Genomic DNA, 16,039 nt, shown 5'->3' with positions numbered 1-16,039 from the left:
CCTGTCGTGTCATTGATGGTGCGGGTATGCTGAATTTTTCCCATTAACAGTTTTTTTTGCCATTAATAGCTTTTAGTAGGTAATTATTTTGAGTTAATAATGGTTTTTAACGGATTATATTTAATCGATAGAATGCAGATATGAGCAAACTCCCTTTATTATTTATTGTCGTTGTGGCGCTGATCGTCGTGTTGGCGGCCCGACAGTATTGGCAGAAAAAACAGCAAGATGCAGAAAATGACCGCGCACCGGTGCGTAGTGTGCAAGTTGAGGTCGTTGATAAACGCGAAGTCCTTGCCCCCAATCGCCGATCAAGGCAGCGTGAGGAGATCGTGGCTGAAGAGAAACGCTACGAAGTTTATTTCCACCCACTGTCCAGTAACATAGAAATAAAGAACAGCCTCGAACTCTCTGGAGGCAATGAAATAAAGAGCGGCAGTGAAATTAAAATGGTATTGCCTCAGCAGGAATATAACCGCATTGAGCAAGGTGCACAGGGAATATTGCATTTACAAGGTACACGCTATATCCGTTTTACCCCGGATGCTCAGCATCCTTGACGCTCACCCCTCGGACAAGCGAATTATTTAGGGTATATAGCATTGGGTAACGATATTATTTTTTAGGCAGTTGTGGCTGTTTTTTCTGCCAGGCTAATAATTCAAATACGCCAAAAACAAAGATTTTAAATTGCTGCAAGCCACTGATAGGTTGATCCTTGGGTTGTGTCGATTTGAGCAAGACCAGTTGCAAGCCATGCATCAGAACCATAAATATCATGGCCACATGAATAAAGTATCTCAATGGCTTAGGGTAAGGATGGAACAGGTTCAGCAGTATAAAAAACCAGACGCCTAGCATCAGTAACCGGCCGAGATTAATCCACATGGTGTTGCTCCTGCTCTGCCACCGATGTACATGTTGGCAAATCGGTTTGTTGGCGAATAAATAAACGATAGGCAACCTGCCCGGCGATCTTTTCTCGATGTAACAGCCAATTGGCGGGGACATCAGCAACGGCGCTTTCTGCCTCAGCTTCAACATAGATCCAGGCATCAGCAGCCAGCCAGTTAAATTGCTCTAGCAAATTAATGGTTTCAGCCAGTAGACCTTTACGAAAAGGCGGATCCAAGAAGACCAGATTGAAAGGCTGCCCCGGTTGCGCCAACCATTGTAATGAGTTGGTGTTTACAACCTGCCCATTTTCAGCTTTTAGTAGCGTCAGGTCATCGCTCAGTTGTTTGGCAACCTGACGGTCAGCTTCCAGCAAGGTAGCTTCGCTTGCATAACGGGATAGGGCTTCCAGCCCTAACGCACCACTGCCAGCAAAACAATCCAGACAACGTGCACCCTGAATCATCGGAGCGAGCCAGTTAAATAATGTTTCCCTTACCCGATCCGTCGTAGGGCGTAGTCCTGGGCTATCTGGGACGGGGAGCTTACGCCCACGCCATTTGCCGCCAATGATTCTTATCTGCCCCGCTGACTGCGGTGATGCTTTTTTTACTATAGATCGCTTTGCTATAGGTTGCTTTGTCATAGATTATTTTGCTTTGAAAATTGGCCATTATTGCAGCGGTGAATAAAAGAATTAGCAACTATTCTACCGGTGTGTGCTGTGTGGGGGAAACGTTATATCCCCTTCGGACTTTAAGTTGTAGAGGTAGTAGCGATAACGATTGAATTCACAGTAGAAAGCATCTCGTGCGCGTGTTGCTGTTCAGGAGAAAGTGATAGACTTGCACATTATTATTGTACCCAAGGCTATTATTGTCCCTAAAGGTATAAGCCATGATTTAACCGCGAGGAGTGTAGTCGCAAATGGCAAAAGAAAAAAAACGTGGATTTTTTTCCTGGCTGGGTCTTGGCCGTCAGAGTGAAGAACCAGCAGTAGAGCCGCTGGCGACTGAAAAAGAAGGCGTTACAGAGCAAGAAGATGTTATTGAGCAAACAGATGTTATTGAGCCAATAGATGTTATTGAGCCAACAGTCGAGCACGTCATTAGTGAAAAAACGACTGAAGCTCAGGTGGAGGATGACCCTGTTGAGGCAGAACTGCACGAGCAGGTTGCCGCGGTAATTCCTACTGAGCCGAATAGTGCCACAATGAGTAAGGGTGCTTCTAACACCTTACCAGAAAGTGCGGTTGCCGAATCAGTAGATATCGGCGACAACGCGGCCATTGCTCATAATAAGGTCGTCGAACCAACCACGCAGGTAACGGAAGCAGGCGGTGACCTGTCTTTAGTAAAACCTGTCGCAGAGGGTGATACCACTGAACAGGGCGGTACCACAGACAATCTGTCAGAACGGTCGTTAACGGAAGACAACCTTATTATTGATGTTCCCACCCCGCAGGCGGTGGTAGAAGAATCGCTGGTTGATGTTTTCAAGCAACCTACCGAAGTTGAAGAAAAAATTATCCCGGTAGCGGTTCAAGAACAAGAGCGGCCAACCAAAGAAGGTTTCTTCGCGCGTTTAAAACGCAGCTTAATCAAGACTAAACAGAATCTTGGCTCCGGTTTTATGGGGCTGTTCAGCGGCAAAAAGATTGACGATGATTTGTTTGAAGAGCTGGAAGAACAGCTCCTGATCGCCGATGTTGGTGTCGAAACGACCCGTAAAATCATTACGTCTCTGACAGAACATGCCAGCCGTAAGCAGTTAAAAGATGCTGATGCGCTGTATGGCAAGCTCAAAGAGGAGATGTCCGAGATTCTGTCTAAAGTTGACAAGCCATTAGATGTTAGCGGCAAGAGCCCGTATGTCATTTTAATGGTTGGTGTTAATGGTGTGGGCAAAACCACCACTATTGGCAAACTGGCGCGCCAATTTCAGGCTGAAGGTAAATCTGTCATGTTGGCGGCAGGTGATACATTTCGCGCCGCTGCTGTTGAACAATTACAAGTTTGGGGTGAGCGCAACAAGATTGCGGTTGTTGCACAGCATACCGGTGCAGATTCTGCTTCGGTTATTTTCGATGCGATTCAGGCGGCTAAAGCCCGTGGTATAGATGTGCTGCTGGCTGATACCGCCGGGCGTTTACAAAATAAAGCCCACTTGATGGAAGAACTGAAGAAGATTGTCCGGGTAATGAAAAAACTGGACGGCGATGCCCCCCATGAGGTTATGCTGACACTGGATGCTAGTACCGGACAAAATGCGGTGAGTCAGGCAAAACTGTTTAATGAAGCAGTGGGCCTGACCGGGATTACCCTAACTAAACTAGATGGTACCGCCAAAGGCGGGGTGATTTTTGCCATTGCTGATCAGTTTGAGATCCCAATCCGTTATATCGGTGTCGGAGAAGGTATAGAAGATTTGCGGCCATTTAAGGCTGACGAATTTATTGAGGCTCTTTTTGCCCGAGAGGATTAATACGGATGATTCGCTTTGAACAGGTCAGTAAAGCTTATCTGGGGGGACGGCAGGCGCTGCAGGGAGTCGATTTTCATCTGCGCCCTGCGGAAATGGCGTTCCTAACCGGCCATTCTGGTGCAGGGAAAAGTACTCTGCTGAAACTGATTTGTGGTATTGAACGGCCTAGTGCCGGTCATATCTGGTTTGGTGGTCATGATATCAGCCGTCTGAAAAACCGTGAGGTACCCTTCTTACGCCGCCAGATCGGGATGATCTTTCAAGATCATCACCTTCTGCTGGATAGAACGGTTTACGACAATGTCGCTATGCCACTGATTATCGCGGGTGCGAGTACCGAAGATATTCGTCGTAGGGCCTCGGCTGCGCTGGATAAAGTCGGCCTATTGGATAAGGCGAAAAATTTCCCCATTCAGCTATCTGGTGGTGAACAACAACGCGTGGGTATTGCCCGCGCAGTGGTGAATAAACCCGCAGTATTGCTGGCCGATGAACCGACCGGTAACTTGGATGATGCCTTATCAGAAGGTATTTTGCGTCTGTTTGAAGAGTTTAACCGCGTGGGGGTTACCGTCTTGATGGCCACCCATGATACGTCGTTGATTGCCCGGCGGCGTTACCCGATCCTGACATTGAGTCAGGGGCGGATGTCAGGAGCACACCATGGCGAATAATGCGCGAAAAGCAAAAACCAAGGCGCTGAAAGGCGGTTGGCGCGAGCAGTGGCGCTATTCGTGGGTCAATGCAATTGCTGATATGATGCGACAGCCCATGGCGACACTATTAACGGTGATGGTGATCTCTATCTCGCTAACGCTGCCAAGCGTATGTTATATCGTGTGGAAGAACGTCAGCCAGGCTGCAGAGCAATGGTATCCAACACCGCAACTGACGGTCTATCTGGATAAAGCACTAGACGATAACGCGGCTGAGAATGTTGTGACGACGCTGAAAGCTGAAGCTGGTGTTGAGAAGGTCAATTATCTATCGCGGGAAGAAGCGATGGGTGAGTTCCGTAACTGGTCTGGTTTCGGTGGTGCGCTGGATATGCTGGAAGAGAATCCGTTACCTGCCGTCGCTATCATTACTCCCAAGTTAAATTTCCAAAGTTCTGAAACGCTGAATACATTGCGTGATCGCATTAGCCAGGTTGAAGGGGTGGCGGAAGTCCGTATGGACGACAGCTGGTTTGCTCGTTTAGCGGCGCTGACGGGCTTGGTCGGTCAGGTTGCGGCGATGGTTGGCGTACTGATGGTGGTCGCCGTATTCTTGGTGATCGGTAACAGTGTCCGGCTGAGTATCTTTAGCCGTCGGGATACGATCAACGTCATGAAGCTGCTTGGTGCCACTGATGGGTTTATTTTACGGCCATTCTTAAACGGTGGGGCGATGTTAGGGTTCGGCGGTGCGGTGTTATCGTTGATACTGTCTGAGGCATTGGTATGGCAATTGGGCTCAGTGGTCAAACAGGTGGCGACCGTGTTCGGTACCCAGTTTACCTTACATGGTCTGAGTTGGGATGAAAGCCTATTGTTGGTATTAATCTCGGCAATGATTGGCTGGATTGCCGCCTGGCTGGCGACGGTTCAACATTTACGCCGATTTACACCGCAGTAAAGAATGTTTGTTATACTCTTTCCCTACCGTGCTGAAATCAGGCAGGGAGAGAGTCGCTGTTCAGCCATTGACGATGTATATTCATACCATCGGTTATCTTTGATACATATGGTCAGATCGATATGGTTAGGGATCTGCTAAGATCCACAGCTAAAAAACGTGATCTATATTGAACTTTTAAAGCAATGCTCAGTCGAATATTGCAGCAAAATGATAAGTTGCTCAGTACTTGAATCTGTATAATCAGGTGCTAAAATACTGGCGCTGAGAGAAACCTGCACTAAACATGCAACTGAGAGGGTTTAAATGACCAAAGAAATGCAAACTTTAGCCTTAGTGCCCCAGGGTAGTCTGGAAGCCTATATTCGGGCTGCCAACGCCTATCCAATGCTGACCGCAGAGGAAGAACGGGAGCTGGCTGAACGGCTGCATTACCAGGGCGATCTGGGAGCGGCTAAACAGCTTATCCTGTCTCACCTGCGCTTTGTTGCTCATGTTGCCCGCAACTATTCCGGGTACGGTTTGCCGCAGGCTGACCTTATTCAGGAAGGTAATATTGGCTTGATGAAAGCGGTTCGCCGTTTTAACCCTGAAGTCGGGGTGCGTCTGGTGTCCTTTGCAGTGCACTGGATCAAAGCAGAAATTCATGAATATGTTCTGCGTAACTGGCGGATTGTGAAAGTCGCAACCACGAAAGCTCAGCGTAAGCTGTTCTTTAACCTGCGTAAAACCAAGCAGCGTCTGGGCTGGTTTAATCAGGATGAAGTAGAATTGGTCGCCAAAGAGCTTGGCGTGACCAGTAAAGACGTTCGCGAGATGGAGTCACGCATGTCCGCTCAGGATATGACGTTCGATCCTTCTCCTGATGACGAAGCACGTGACGGCCAATTCATGGCTCCAGTCCTGTATTTGCAGGATAAAACCTCTGATTTTGCTGATGGCATCGAAGAGGATAACTGGGACACCCACGCGGCAGATAAACTGTCTTATGCGTTGGAAGGGTTGGACGAGCGGAGCCAGCATATTATTCGTGCCCGTTGGCTGGACGATGAGAACAAGTCCACCTTACAAGAACTGGCCGATCAGTACGGCGTGTCTGCTGAACGTGTACGTCAGCTAGAAAAGAACGCGATGAAAAAATTGCGTATGGCGATTGAAGCCTAATAGCAACAAACAGATGCCGTAATCCGGCATGATGGCATGATAAAGAAGGGCGATATTGATTATCGCCCTTTTGCTTTTCTGCAGACTGGCTGATTACTGTTTGGTACCTCCGCAGCTAACGTCGGTAACTATCGTCCGCCGACTGTTTGTAATTACTGTCCACGGCCTACCGTTCGCCGCTACTGTACGTAATTATTGTTCGCACGACTTACCGCCGCCAGCCTTGTGCCTCATGGTTAAAACCACACGCGATCATAAAGCTATTCATCTGGGGGCGCTCGGCGGCCGTGAGATCATCACCGCTCAGGTACCAATGCTTAATTTCCGGTAACTGACGCAGCGTTTCCTCGATCAGATACAACCCCACACCTCGGCGGCGCGTCACTTCTCTGACACACAGATCCTGTAGCTCAGCCTGTTGGTCATATGCGGCCACTTTAACTGCACCTAACAAACGTTCATTAAAACGTGCAGCAAAAAGCGGTTTACCCTCAGTAATCCACTGTTGCCAGACAGCAGGCTGTTGATTCGGCCAGATTTTAGCTAAATCTATAACATCCTGATGAGTAAGGGTTATTAGTCGTATAATCGTCAGTTTCATCGCATAAAAACCATGATAATAAAGTGGACATAGCGCAGAGGTTCATTGTACTAGAACACAGACCAGAGAGCTGTGTAAGTTTTTCTGTACGTCCACGGGGGGAAATGTTTTTTCGCTACTGCGTTTTCCGAGTTTTACCAGAGTAAATGATCACATAACCAGCACAACACACTATCAATTGTTAAAAAACCACTCAATTCACGCCTAATTTTATGCTGTTTACACCGCTTGTTTCTGCTTGTCTGAGTTGATTTGCAGCATAAAACTCCTGTTTAATGGTATGAAAAATAAAGTCTTATTAGAAAAAATAAAGCCTTCAAAGACTAAATCATTATTACTTATGAATAAAATGTTACATCAGTGCTAAAACACTCAGACAAACACAACAAGCACGTTCACAATGACAGATGGGGAATTCGCGGATGAAATTAACAAAAGGTAAAGCGTTGCTGGCTGGGTGTATGGCAATGGCGATGAGTCATTCTGTGCTCGCGCAAGACATTAAGGTCGCTATTGTGGGAGCGATGTCTGGCCCGGTGGCCCAATATGGTGACATGCAATTTACCGGTGCGCGCCAGGCTATTGCTGATATTAATGCTAAAGGTGGTGTTAAAGGCGATAAACTGGTTGGTGTGGAATACGATGATGCCTGCGATCCAAAACAAGCCGTGGCTGTAGCGAACAAAGTGATAAATGACGGTATCCGTTATGTTATCGGCCATCTGTGCTCTTCCTCAACTCAACCAGCTTCAGATATTTATGAAGATGAAGGTGTGATAATGATCACCCCTGCTGCTACAAACGCGGATCTGACCACCCGTGGTTACAAAATGATTATGCGTACCACTGGCCTGGATTCAGACCAAGGCCCCACTGCCGCCAAATATATTATTGAGACAATTCAACCTAAACGTATCGCCGTGGTACATGATAAACAGCAATATGGTGAAGGTCTGGCACGTTCCGTGCGCGATAGTCTGAAAGAACAAGGTGCTGAAGTTGTGCTGTTTGAAGGTGTGACCGCAGGGGATAAAGATTTCTCTACTCTGGTTGCTCGTCTGAAGAAAGAGAACGTCGATTTTGTTTATTTCGGCGGTTACTACCCAGAAATGGGCCAAATTCTGCGTCAGGCTAAGCAAGCAGGTCTAACGGCCCGCTTTATGGGGCCAGAGGGCGTGGGTAACTCTTCACTCTCTAACATCGCTGGTGATGCTTCTGAAGGCATGCTGGTGACATTACCTAAGCGTTATGATCAGGTTCCAGCTAACCAACCTATTGTTGATGCGCTAAAAGCGAAAAAACTGGATCCAACAGGCCCATTTGTGTGGACCACTTATGCTGCGCTGCAATCACTGACGACGGCGATGGAACGTACTGGCAGCAAAGAACCGGCTGATTTGGCTAACGATCTGAAAACCGGCAAACCGGTTGAGACCGTGATGGGGCCATTGAGCTGGGACGATAAAGGCGATTTGAAAGGGTTTGAGTTTGGTATTTTTGAATGGCATGCGGATGGTTCTTCTACCGCAGTCAAATAACAAGAATAGTAGAACTATTGACAAGAATAGTAGAACTATCTCGTTTTAGGATTGCTCTCGCAGTAATCCGGCCCCTTCTATCAACTGCATCCCCTCGTATTCCGGGGGGATCTTTCCCTCTACAGCGTAGATTGGGACAGTGACTAGGGCAGCCAGGCAAGTGAATCAAAGGGTTAGGGTATGTCAGAGCAGTTTTTATATTTTCTGCAGCAGATGTTCAATGGTATTACGTTGGGCAGCACTTATGCGCTGATCGCCATTGGTTATACCATGGTGTACGGCATTATCGGCATGATCAACTTTGCTCACGGCGAAGTGTATATGATCAGCAGTTACGTCTCATTTATCGTGATCGCCGCATTAATGATGATGGGGATCGACGCCAGTTGGCTGTTGATTGGTTGTGCTTTCCTGGTTTCGATTGTGATCGCCAGTACTTACGGCTGGAGTATTGAACGGGTAGCCTATAAGCCAGTTCGTAGCTCCAAGCGGCTGATTGCGCTGATTTCGGCGATCGGCATGTCTATTTTCCTGCAGAACTATGTCAGCCTGACGCAAGGCTCACGGGATTTGGCATTACCCAGTCTGGTCACTGGGCAGTGGACCTTAGGTGAAAGTAATGGTTTTGCTGCGACGATCAGCACCATGCAGTTGACGATTTGGATTGTCACCTTCTTGGCCATGTTGGCGCTGACTCTGTTTATCCGTTACTCACGCATGGGCCGCGCTTGCCGCGCCTGTGCCGAAGATTTGAAAATGGCCAGTTTACTGGGCATTAACACTGACCGGGTTATCTCGCTGACTTTTGTGATCGGTGCACTGATGGCCGCTGTTGCGGGGGTGTTACTCGGGCAGTTCTACGGGGTGATCAATCCCTATATTGGTTTTATGGCTGGGATGAAAGCATTCACCGCCGCAGTATTAGGCGGTATTGGCAGTATTCCGGGCGCGATGATTGGTGGCTTGGTTCTGGGTGTGGCCGAAGCCTTGACCTCCGCTTATCTCAGCACTGAATACAAAGATGCAGTTTCATTCGCGCTGCTGATTGTGGTGTTGTTAGTGATGCCTACCGGGATTTTAGGCCGTCCGGAGGTTGAAAAAGTATGAAACAGCTCAACTTCGTTAATGCCATTATTTCCAGCTTTGTGTTACTGGTCCTCGCCTCGTTTGTGATGGGGCTGCAGTTGCAGTTAGACGGTACCCGATTGGTGGTACAAGGTGCTTCGGAAGTTCGTTGGTTGTGGATTGGTGCCGGTTGTCTGGTGGTTTTTTGCTTCCAACTGGTACGCCCGTTCATACAACAGGGGATTAAAAAAGTCTCAGGTCCGGCGTGGGTGCTGCCCAGTTTTGATGGCACGACACCGCGCCAGAAACTCTTTGCCGCCGCGATTATTATCGCCGCAGTCGCCTGGCCATTTTTAGTGTCTCGCGGCTCTGTCGATATCGCCACCCTAACGTTAATTTACGTTATGTTGGGGCTGGGATTGAATGTCGTCGTCGGGCTATCAGGTCTGTTGGTACTGGGTTACGGCGGTTTTTATGCCATTGGTGCCTATACTTACGCGCTGCTGAATCACTATTACGGTTTAGGGTTTTGGGAAAGCCTGCCGCTGGCCGGGATAACCGCCGCGCTGTCAGGATTCCTGCTAGGCTTCCCGGTACTGCGTTTACGTGGGGATTATCTGGCTATCGTGACACTGGGTTTTGGTGAGATTGTGCGTATTTTGCTGCTCAATAACACTGAGATCACCGGGGGGCCTAATGGCATCAGCCAAATCCCTAAGCCAACGCTGTTTGGTTTGGAATTTAGCCGTACGGCGAAAGATGGCGGTTGGGATACCTTCCATAACTTCTTTGGCCTGACTTACGATCCCAGCCACCGCATCATTTTCCTGTATCTGGTGGCACTATTATTGGTGATCCTGACGCTGTTCGTCATTAACCGATTACTGCGTATGCCGTTGGGCCGTGCGTGGGAGGCACTGCGTGAAGATGAAATCGCCTGCCGCTCACTGGGTCTTAGCCCGACCAAAATTAAGCTGACGGCATTTACCATCAGCGCGGCCTTTGCGGGTTTTGCAGGTACCTTGTTTGCTGCCCGGCAGGGGTTTGTCAGCCCAGAGTCTTTCACCTTCGTTGAATCGGCTTTCGTTCTGGCGATAGTGGTACTAGGCGGGATGGGATCGCAGTTTGCAGTCATTTTGGCTGCCGTGTTGCTGGTTGTTTCACGCGAATTAATGCGAGATCTCAATGCGTACAGCATGTTGCTGTTGGGGGCGTTAATGGTCTTGATGATGATCTGGCGGCCGCAAGGGTTATTGCCGATGAAACGGCCACAACTGAAGCTGAAAGTTGCTGATGTAAAGGCTAAGCAGGGAGAGCAGTCATGAATAGGCAACCTTTGTTAACAGTCGAAGGGCTGTCGATGCGTTTTGGTGGATTACTGGCGGTCAATAATGTTGGCTTGACGTTGAATCTGGGGGAAATTGTCTCGCTGATTGGCCCGAACGGAGCCGGTAAAACCACTATCTTTAACTGCCTGACCGGGTTTTATCGCCCGTCTGGCGGCACCATTAAGCTACGTGAGCGGCATCTTGAAGGGTTGCCGGGCCAGATGATTGCCCGCATGGGGGTGATTCGGACTTTCCAACATGTGCGTTTGTTCCGCGAAATGACGGTTATCGAGAACTTGCTAGTGGCGCAGCATCAACACCTCAAGAGCGGTATTTTTGCGGGGTTGCTGAAAACCCCCGGTTTTCGCCGGGCGGAAGCGGATGCACTGGCGCGAGCGGCAACTTGGCTGGAGCGGGTAGGGCTATTAGCGCTGGCAAACCGTCAGGCAGGGAATTTAGCCTACGGTCAGCAACGACGGCTGGAAATCGCCCGCTGCATGGTGACGCGCCCCGAGTTATTGATGCTAGATGAACCCGCTGCAGGTCTAAACCCGAAAGAGACCGATGAATTGAATCAGCTGATTATGGAGCTACGCGATCAACATCAGGTCTCGGTACTGTTGATTGAGCATGATATGAAACTGGTGATGGGTATTTCTGACCGAATTTATGTGGTGAATCAGGGAACGCCGTTGGCGCAAGGCATACCCGCAGAAATCCGTAACAATCCGGATGTTATCCGGGCCTATTTGGGTGAATAACATACTTTTGGTAAATGGAAAGCTTTTTGGTAAATGGAAAGCGGGCGAGGCATAAATAATAACATGTTGTCATTTAATCAAGTTTCAGCCCATTATGGCAAAATTCAGGCATTGCACCAGGTCAGTCTACATATTCAGCAAGGCGAAATTGTGACACTGATTGGGGCCAATGGTGCGGGAAAAACCACATTATTGGGGGCCTTATGTGGTGAGCCTCGAGCCACTGAGGGCAATATTGTCTTTGGTGAACAAGATATCACCCACTGGCAGACTGCACGGATTATGCGCGAAGCTATCGCGATTGTCCCTGAGGGCCGACGGGTTTTCTCTCGCATGACAGTAGAAGAAAATCTGGCAATGGGCGGTTTTTTTGCTGATCGTCAGCAATATCAGCAGCGGATCGAACGGGTTTATGATTTGTTCCCACGGTTGTTCGAGCGGCGTATCCAGCGGGCAGGAACCATGTCCGGTGGTGAACAACAGATGTTGGCAATAGGCCGGGCGTTGATGAGCCAGCCCAAATTGCTGCTACTGGATGAACCGTCACTGGGATTAGCGCCAATTATCATTTTGCAAATATTCGATACCATTCAACAACTGCGGGAAGAAGGGATGACCATCTTTTTAGTGGAGCAGAATGCGAATCAGGCCCTGAAATTGGCTGACCGTGGTTATGTGTTGGAGAATGGCCGTATTGTTTTGGAAGATACCGGCGCAGCTTTGCTCGCGAATGAAGCGGTGCGGTCAGCTTATCTTGGTGGCTAATATCCCCCTTCGTCCTTGACGTTGCAGGGGCGTTAGCGGCGTTCGTTACTCGGATCCTTATGTTCCGCGCAAGCCGCAGGAGGGGCGGCTTTGCCCTCCTGCTTCCCGACAGATAAGGCTAATAATATTCCAAAAGGTAGCTCATCGGTTCAATATAAAGCCTGATGCCACTCTCGTCTGCATAGGCTTAGTATCTATCCTTCACTGCACTTTAAAAAGGATAGGTTATGATTGGTGGTACAAGTAACACAATGGACTTACATGGATTATCTGCAGTTCGTTCCTTCGCTTTTTTGACAGCAGACGTCATGCTAAATATTACTAATAAGAACGGAGATAATCACGAATATAAAGTGACCAGTTCCCATGTGAATAACGATAAATTACAAGGCCCAAAAGGAATTTTAAAAGCCACAAAAAATCACTCAGAACTCAATAATGAAACTATTGCTTCTGGCGAAAAAAAGACGATTAAATTTGGCCAGTTGCACGTTCGAGAAATACCTAATAGAGAGCAAGCTAGCTATATCGACTATCTCAGCCTTAACCGTAATATTTACTTAGATACCCGTGCTGATCGCGAATATCGTATTCCTACCCAGGTTATTAGCCCTGATCAAAAAGTAGATTCTGGTACCAAAAAGCCATCCTGGTTCAGTAAATACTTTTGTATTACTACGTGATATTAACTCTATTTATACCCATTATATTTCGAGTTGCCTATGCGTTGATTGCTCTGTTGCAACTCGAATTATTGAGTGTTCAGTTTATTGATAACCTGGCTATTAATAACGTCATAGGGATCAGGCTAACGGCGTGATAGTAAAATTCAGCGTATCCGTGTAGTGACCTTTATCGGTGGTATCGGTACTGTAAACCCGAATGCGGGGTGACCAGCACATCTGTGCTTCGCCGCCGTTGCTATTATCACTCTTTAGCTGAATAAACTTTTTCTCTTTGGGTAATGAAAAATCAGCCTCACTATCTGCATGATTTTTTAGTGTGATCTTGTAGTTGATGATGTGCTCACCCCGGCTATCTTTTAACTGAAAATAGCGATTGCTCTCAGCTAACCCATTGAGATTACTGGCACTGATCATATAACGCCTATTTTGTGTACCTATCGCCGGGTAATGGATACAAAAACGGTTAGCTGGGGCGTTAATCAATGGCGCATGTAACCCATGGTTATCAGCTGTGCTATCGAGTAGATGATCCAGATCGAGGGTTTTTAACTGCCATATTGCGGACCCCAGCCGAAATTTAGGGTCAATATGCAAAGCATTAACGGGGGCTTGTTCTGTCAGCGGATCAAAGAATTCGCATTGATCACCTGATTGATTAAATGCCACGCCTTGTGGTGAACGCACGGAATAAAATAATCCTTCAGAATGGAGTACCCCCCCAATGGTGGCACCAATTCTGATATGTTCGAGGGCATTTGCCGCAATGTTGAATGACACGTGGTAACTTTGGTTTGAAAAGGGGTGGGTACTGACAAATTTTGCCTCTTGGAGATTGTAATCAATCTCTTGAACGGGTACGCCATTCAGTGACATATTTTGGATATCCCCAGGCCGGATACTAAAATCAGCTGAACCATCGGCATGATAAAAATAGAGAAACAGTAAAGCGTTATTCTGTACCAACAGAACATCTTGCTGAGTACCAATTATCTTTTTCCAGCGTTGAAGATGTGGGCCACGGTCTGTCTCAAATAAATGATCTACTAGTGTGAAATCAAAAGAAACCGCGACGCTATTATCTTCTAATAACGTGACTTTACAATTCGAATACTTATTGGCTAATGGATAAAAATAGTTATCGGCCCACTTGGTGGCCATCGCTGCGGGGTGAAGTAATAACAGCAATAATCCGATAAATAATGGTTTGTTTCTTATATTCATTTAATGGTCTCTCCGTGACTATCAGCTATTAACTTCGAATATCAATGTCAGCTGCCCGTGATATTTCCCCGCAGTATTTTCCCCTGTGGGGGCGTGTGCGGATATATGTAATACATAATCGGTGGTGTGGCTGGCCGTCTGTGGGGGTACGCTAAAGGATTCCGGTACCGCAGACAGTAAACGTAAGTTGGTGCGGTTATTTCCCCAACGTACATCCGCAGGTGAGAATGTCTGTTCTATTGAACTAAAAGCATCTGATTGGCGGGTGAGTATTAGCGGGCTTTTAATCGAGACTTGATACCCCTCTTGCCGCCGGAGTTTGACGGCTACCGGGACTTCTACCTGATAAACGGCATGGTTCTCCGGGCTATTGTGCAGCTTGATATTGTCGTACCAGCCACCATGTGGCTTTTCGATTTCTATTTTGGATTGGGCGGTCACCTCTAATTTGACGTCGATATCCCCCAATGGCGTTGCGGCCCAGCAGGTATGCCATGAGAGCAATAGCAACGTGATAGTCATTTTTATGGTATTCATTTTTTGGTTTGTCCTTCTTCTTGATGCTAATAAATCTGTTGATAGCCTATTACCTGGAGGCTAGCCCGAAGGGCATTGCAGGCTAACCGTCTGTTCTTCTACTTTTCCTTGCAACTCACTGAGGTCTAACTGCCGACGCTGGCCAGGGTAGAGCGTAAAATCGTCTATCATTTGCCCCTTTGCTTGCAGTTGATGCCAGTACAGGCGGGTATTACCGGTATTGTGTAATTCAGGCTTCCCAGCGATACAACGGTGTATCCATTGATGTTGTATTGATGCTGGCAAGTGCCTGATAAGCCCCATATAACTGATCTGCACGCCCACGACAGCCGCATTGCCGCCACTGATTTTCAAGTGGTTGTCTGGTACCACGGCTAACCGATAAACCTGTTCTTGTTCCGGTGCCCCCAAGGCATGTAGAAAAATTTTCCCGCTCTGTCGAGGGCCTAGCGTCAGTTTCAACGGTGCGGCAAAAAGTAAGGGCTGTTGCTGGTAGCCAACAGGTGTCAGCGATTCCAGTTCAGGGGCGACGCCGGGGTTATTCAACCGATATAACTGCACAGTAATATATTCAGCAGTTATGCCATGGTTGATCACGGTAACCACGGTATTCGCCTGCTGTATTTCCACGATTTGTGGCTGAATATCTATCACGCCGGTGGCACTGAGCGGTAAGAGGCTAATGACAGCGAAGACTAAAGCTTTCATCGTCCACCTCACCGTTGAGTTGTTTGACGGGCAGGGTAACCGCGGTACCCGGATACAGATTCAGACTGTTGGCCAGTACGGGGTTACCGTTCGATTCAAGCTGTTTAAACTTACTGTGCACTGTTCCGGTAGCGGTGAGTGTTAGCTCGCCAGTGGCTATGCATTGATGTTGCCACTGGCGAGTTTGTGCCGCAGCCGGTGGCAAATGATGAATCAGCACGCCATAACCAATACTGATGGTCATCGGGGCATGAACTTTACTTTTATCCTCCCCATCGCCAACCGCTTTGATATTGAGCACGGGGTTGATATACAGGCGGTAAAGGGTTTCCTGTACCGGTGATTTGAGTGGGATCAGCGTAATATCCCGCTTTTGTCTCGGCCCTAACGTAATGCGGTTAGGGTTAAAAATCATTTCAGGCTGAGAGATTTCACTGATGGGTGTTTTACGCTCGGGGTTCACGCCTGGGTTATCCACACGTTGTAATGTGATATCCAGATAAAGCGGTGTATCGCCGCTGTTATACACCTGTACGGTACGCTTCTGCTCTTGTGCCTCTACCGCAATACGGGTGGGGGTAGCAAGCAGTTGGCCATAAGTGGCGGTACCAGGGGCCAGTAACAGCGCGATGCTCAGTATCGAATAAAGGTATTTCATGAAGGTTCCTAT

At 48.0% G+C, this 16,039-nt stretch carries 18 protein-coding genes; 11 read left to right on the top strand and 7 right to left on the bottom strand.

All coding sequences use genetic code 11. From position 1 onward, the window contains the following. Nucleotides 1-140 precede the first annotated feature (140 nt). On the top strand, nucleotides 141-560 hold the full coding sequence (locus tag AC971_RS07560) for a DUF2500 domain-containing protein (RefSeq protein ID WP_025382179.1): 420 nt from the start codon (nucleotides 141-143) through the stop codon (nucleotides 558-560). 55 nt (nucleotides 561-615) lie between these two features. Here the strand turns inward: AC971_RS07560 and AC971_RS07555 are convergent, their stop codons facing one another. Both AC971_RS07555 and rsmD read right to left on the bottom strand, forming a co-directional pair. Continuing rightward, nucleotides 616-888, bottom strand: coding sequence for a DUF1145 family protein (locus tag AC971_RS07555; protein WP_025382180.1), 273 nt, complete (start codon nucleotides 886-888; stop codon nucleotides 616-618). Beyond that, nucleotides 878-1,540, bottom strand: a complete 663-nt coding sequence (rsmD, locus tag AC971_RS07550) for a 16S rRNA (guanine(966)-N(2))-methyltransferase (RefSeq protein WP_025382181.1) — start codon at nucleotides 1,538-1,540, stop codon at nucleotides 878-880. Before rsmD ends, AC971_RS07555 begins: the two co-directional genes overlap by 11 nt. Before the next feature lie 281 nt (nucleotides 1,541-1,821). Between rsmD and ftsY the strand changes: the two genes are divergently transcribed. From ftsY to rpoH, 4 genes are all read left to right on the top strand, one after another. Next, nucleotides 1,822-3,378, top strand: coding sequence for a signal recognition particle-docking protein FtsY (gene ftsY / locus AC971_RS07545; protein ID WP_048677490.1), 1,557 nt, complete (start codon nucleotides 1,822-1,824; stop codon nucleotides 3,376-3,378). A 5-nt stretch (nucleotides 3,379-3,383) separates the two neighbouring features. Continuing rightward, on the top strand, nucleotides 3,384-4,052 hold the full coding sequence (ftsE, locus tag AC971_RS07540) for a cell division ATP-binding protein FtsE (RefSeq protein ID WP_025382183.1): 669 nt from the start codon (nucleotides 3,384-3,386) through the stop codon (nucleotides 4,050-4,052). Next, on the top strand, nucleotides 4,042-4,995 hold the full coding sequence (gene ftsX, locus AC971_RS07535; RefSeq protein ID WP_025382184.1) for a permease-like cell division protein FtsX: 954 nt from the start codon (nucleotides 4,042-4,044) through the stop codon (nucleotides 4,993-4,995). Before ftsE ends, ftsX begins: the two co-directional genes overlap by 11 nt. Before the next feature lie 306 nt (nucleotides 4,996-5,301). Then, complete coding sequence (gene rpoH, locus AC971_RS07530) at nucleotides 5,302-6,159, top strand: RNA polymerase sigma factor RpoH (RefSeq protein ID WP_012104324.1); 858 nt, start codon at nucleotides 5,302-5,304, stop codon at nucleotides 6,157-6,159. A 208-nt stretch (nucleotides 6,160-6,367) separates the two neighbouring features. On the opposite strand, the gene panM is transcribed toward rpoH, so the two are convergent. Then, nucleotides 6,368-6,760 carry an aspartate 1-decarboxylase autocleavage activator PanM gene (gene panM / locus AC971_RS07525; RefSeq protein ID WP_025382185.1) on the bottom strand — a complete coding sequence of 131 codons (393 nt, stop codon included), beginning with the start codon at nucleotides 6,758-6,760 and terminating at the stop codon, nucleotides 6,368-6,370. A gap of 422 nt (nucleotides 6,761-7,182) precedes the next feature. On the opposite strand from panM, the gene AC971_RS07520 reads away from it, so the two are divergent. From AC971_RS07520 to AC971_RS07495, 6 genes are all read left to right on the top strand, one after another. Next, nucleotides 7,183-8,298 carry a branched-chain amino acid ABC transporter substrate-binding protein gene (locus AC971_RS07520; RefSeq protein ID WP_025382186.1) on the top strand — a complete coding sequence of 372 codons (1,116 nt, stop codon included), beginning with the start codon at nucleotides 7,183-7,185 and terminating at the stop codon, nucleotides 8,296-8,298. A 180-nt stretch (nucleotides 8,299-8,478) separates the two neighbouring features. Then, nucleotides 8,479-9,405 carry a high-affinity branched-chain amino acid ABC transporter permease LivH gene (gene livH / locus AC971_RS07515; RefSeq protein ID WP_025382187.1) on the top strand — a complete coding sequence of 309 codons (927 nt, stop codon included), beginning with the start codon at nucleotides 8,479-8,481 and terminating at the stop codon, nucleotides 9,403-9,405. Continuing rightward, entirely contained in the window at nucleotides 9,402-10,688 is a 1,287-nt protein-coding gene (locus AC971_RS07510; protein ID WP_025382188.1) for a high-affinity branched-chain amino acid ABC transporter permease LivM, read from the top strand. Before livH ends, AC971_RS07510 begins: the two co-directional genes overlap by 4 nt. Next, entirely contained in the window at nucleotides 10,685-11,452 is a 768-nt protein-coding gene (gene livG, locus AC971_RS07505) for a high-affinity branched-chain amino acid ABC transporter ATP-binding protein LivG (protein ID WP_025382189.1), read from the top strand. The genes AC971_RS07510 and livG overlap by 4 nt, the downstream gene beginning before the upstream one ends. A gap of 63 nt (nucleotides 11,453-11,515) precedes the next feature. Continuing rightward, nucleotides 11,516-12,217 carry a high-affinity branched-chain amino acid ABC transporter ATP-binding protein LivF gene (gene livF / locus AC971_RS07500; RefSeq protein ID WP_025382190.1) on the top strand — a complete coding sequence of 234 codons (702 nt, stop codon included), beginning with the start codon at nucleotides 11,516-11,518 and terminating at the stop codon, nucleotides 12,215-12,217. Nucleotides 12,218-12,444: 227 nt separating this feature from the next. Continuing rightward, nucleotides 12,445-12,900 (top strand): hypothetical protein, encoded by a 456-nt coding sequence (locus AC971_RS07495; protein WP_038402102.1) that lies wholly within the window; start codon nucleotides 12,445-12,447, stop codon nucleotides 12,898-12,900. Between the two features lie 120 nt (nucleotides 12,901-13,020). Here AC971_RS07495 and AC971_RS07490 read toward each other — a convergent pair whose 3' ends face one another. The 4 genes from AC971_RS07490 to AC971_RS07475 are packed head-to-tail and all read right to left on the bottom strand — an operon-like array spanning nucleotide 13,021 to nucleotide 16,027. Continuing rightward, nucleotides 13,021-14,124, bottom strand: a complete 1,104-nt coding sequence (locus tag AC971_RS07490) for a hypothetical protein (protein ID WP_025382191.1) — start codon at nucleotides 14,122-14,124, stop codon at nucleotides 13,021-13,023. Nucleotides 14,125-14,145: 21 nt separating this feature from the next. Beyond that, nucleotides 14,146-14,661 carry a hypothetical protein gene (locus AC971_RS07485; protein ID WP_025382192.1) on the bottom strand — a complete coding sequence of 172 codons (516 nt, stop codon included), beginning with the start codon at nucleotides 14,659-14,661 and terminating at the stop codon, nucleotides 14,146-14,148. A gap of 60 nt (nucleotides 14,662-14,721) precedes the next feature. Further along, complete coding sequence (locus AC971_RS07480; RefSeq protein WP_025382193.1) at nucleotides 14,722-15,369, bottom strand: hypothetical protein; 648 nt, start codon at nucleotides 15,367-15,369, stop codon at nucleotides 14,722-14,724. Then, nucleotides 15,341-16,027, bottom strand: a complete 687-nt coding sequence (locus tag AC971_RS07475) for a fimbrial biogenesis chaperone (protein ID WP_025382194.1) — start codon at nucleotides 16,025-16,027, stop codon at nucleotides 15,341-15,343. Before AC971_RS07475 ends, AC971_RS07480 begins: the two co-directional genes overlap by 29 nt. Between the last annotated feature and the right edge of the window lie 12 nt (nucleotides 16,028-16,039).

The sequence above is a fragment of the Yersinia similis genome (assembly GCF_001053095.1).
In the GTDB taxonomy this organism is placed as follows: Bacteria; Pseudomonadota; Gammaproteobacteria; order Enterobacterales; family Enterobacteriaceae; genus Yersinia; species Yersinia similis.
Note: the sequence above shows the minus strand (reverse complement) of the source record. Positions and strands in the feature narration are given on the sequence as shown.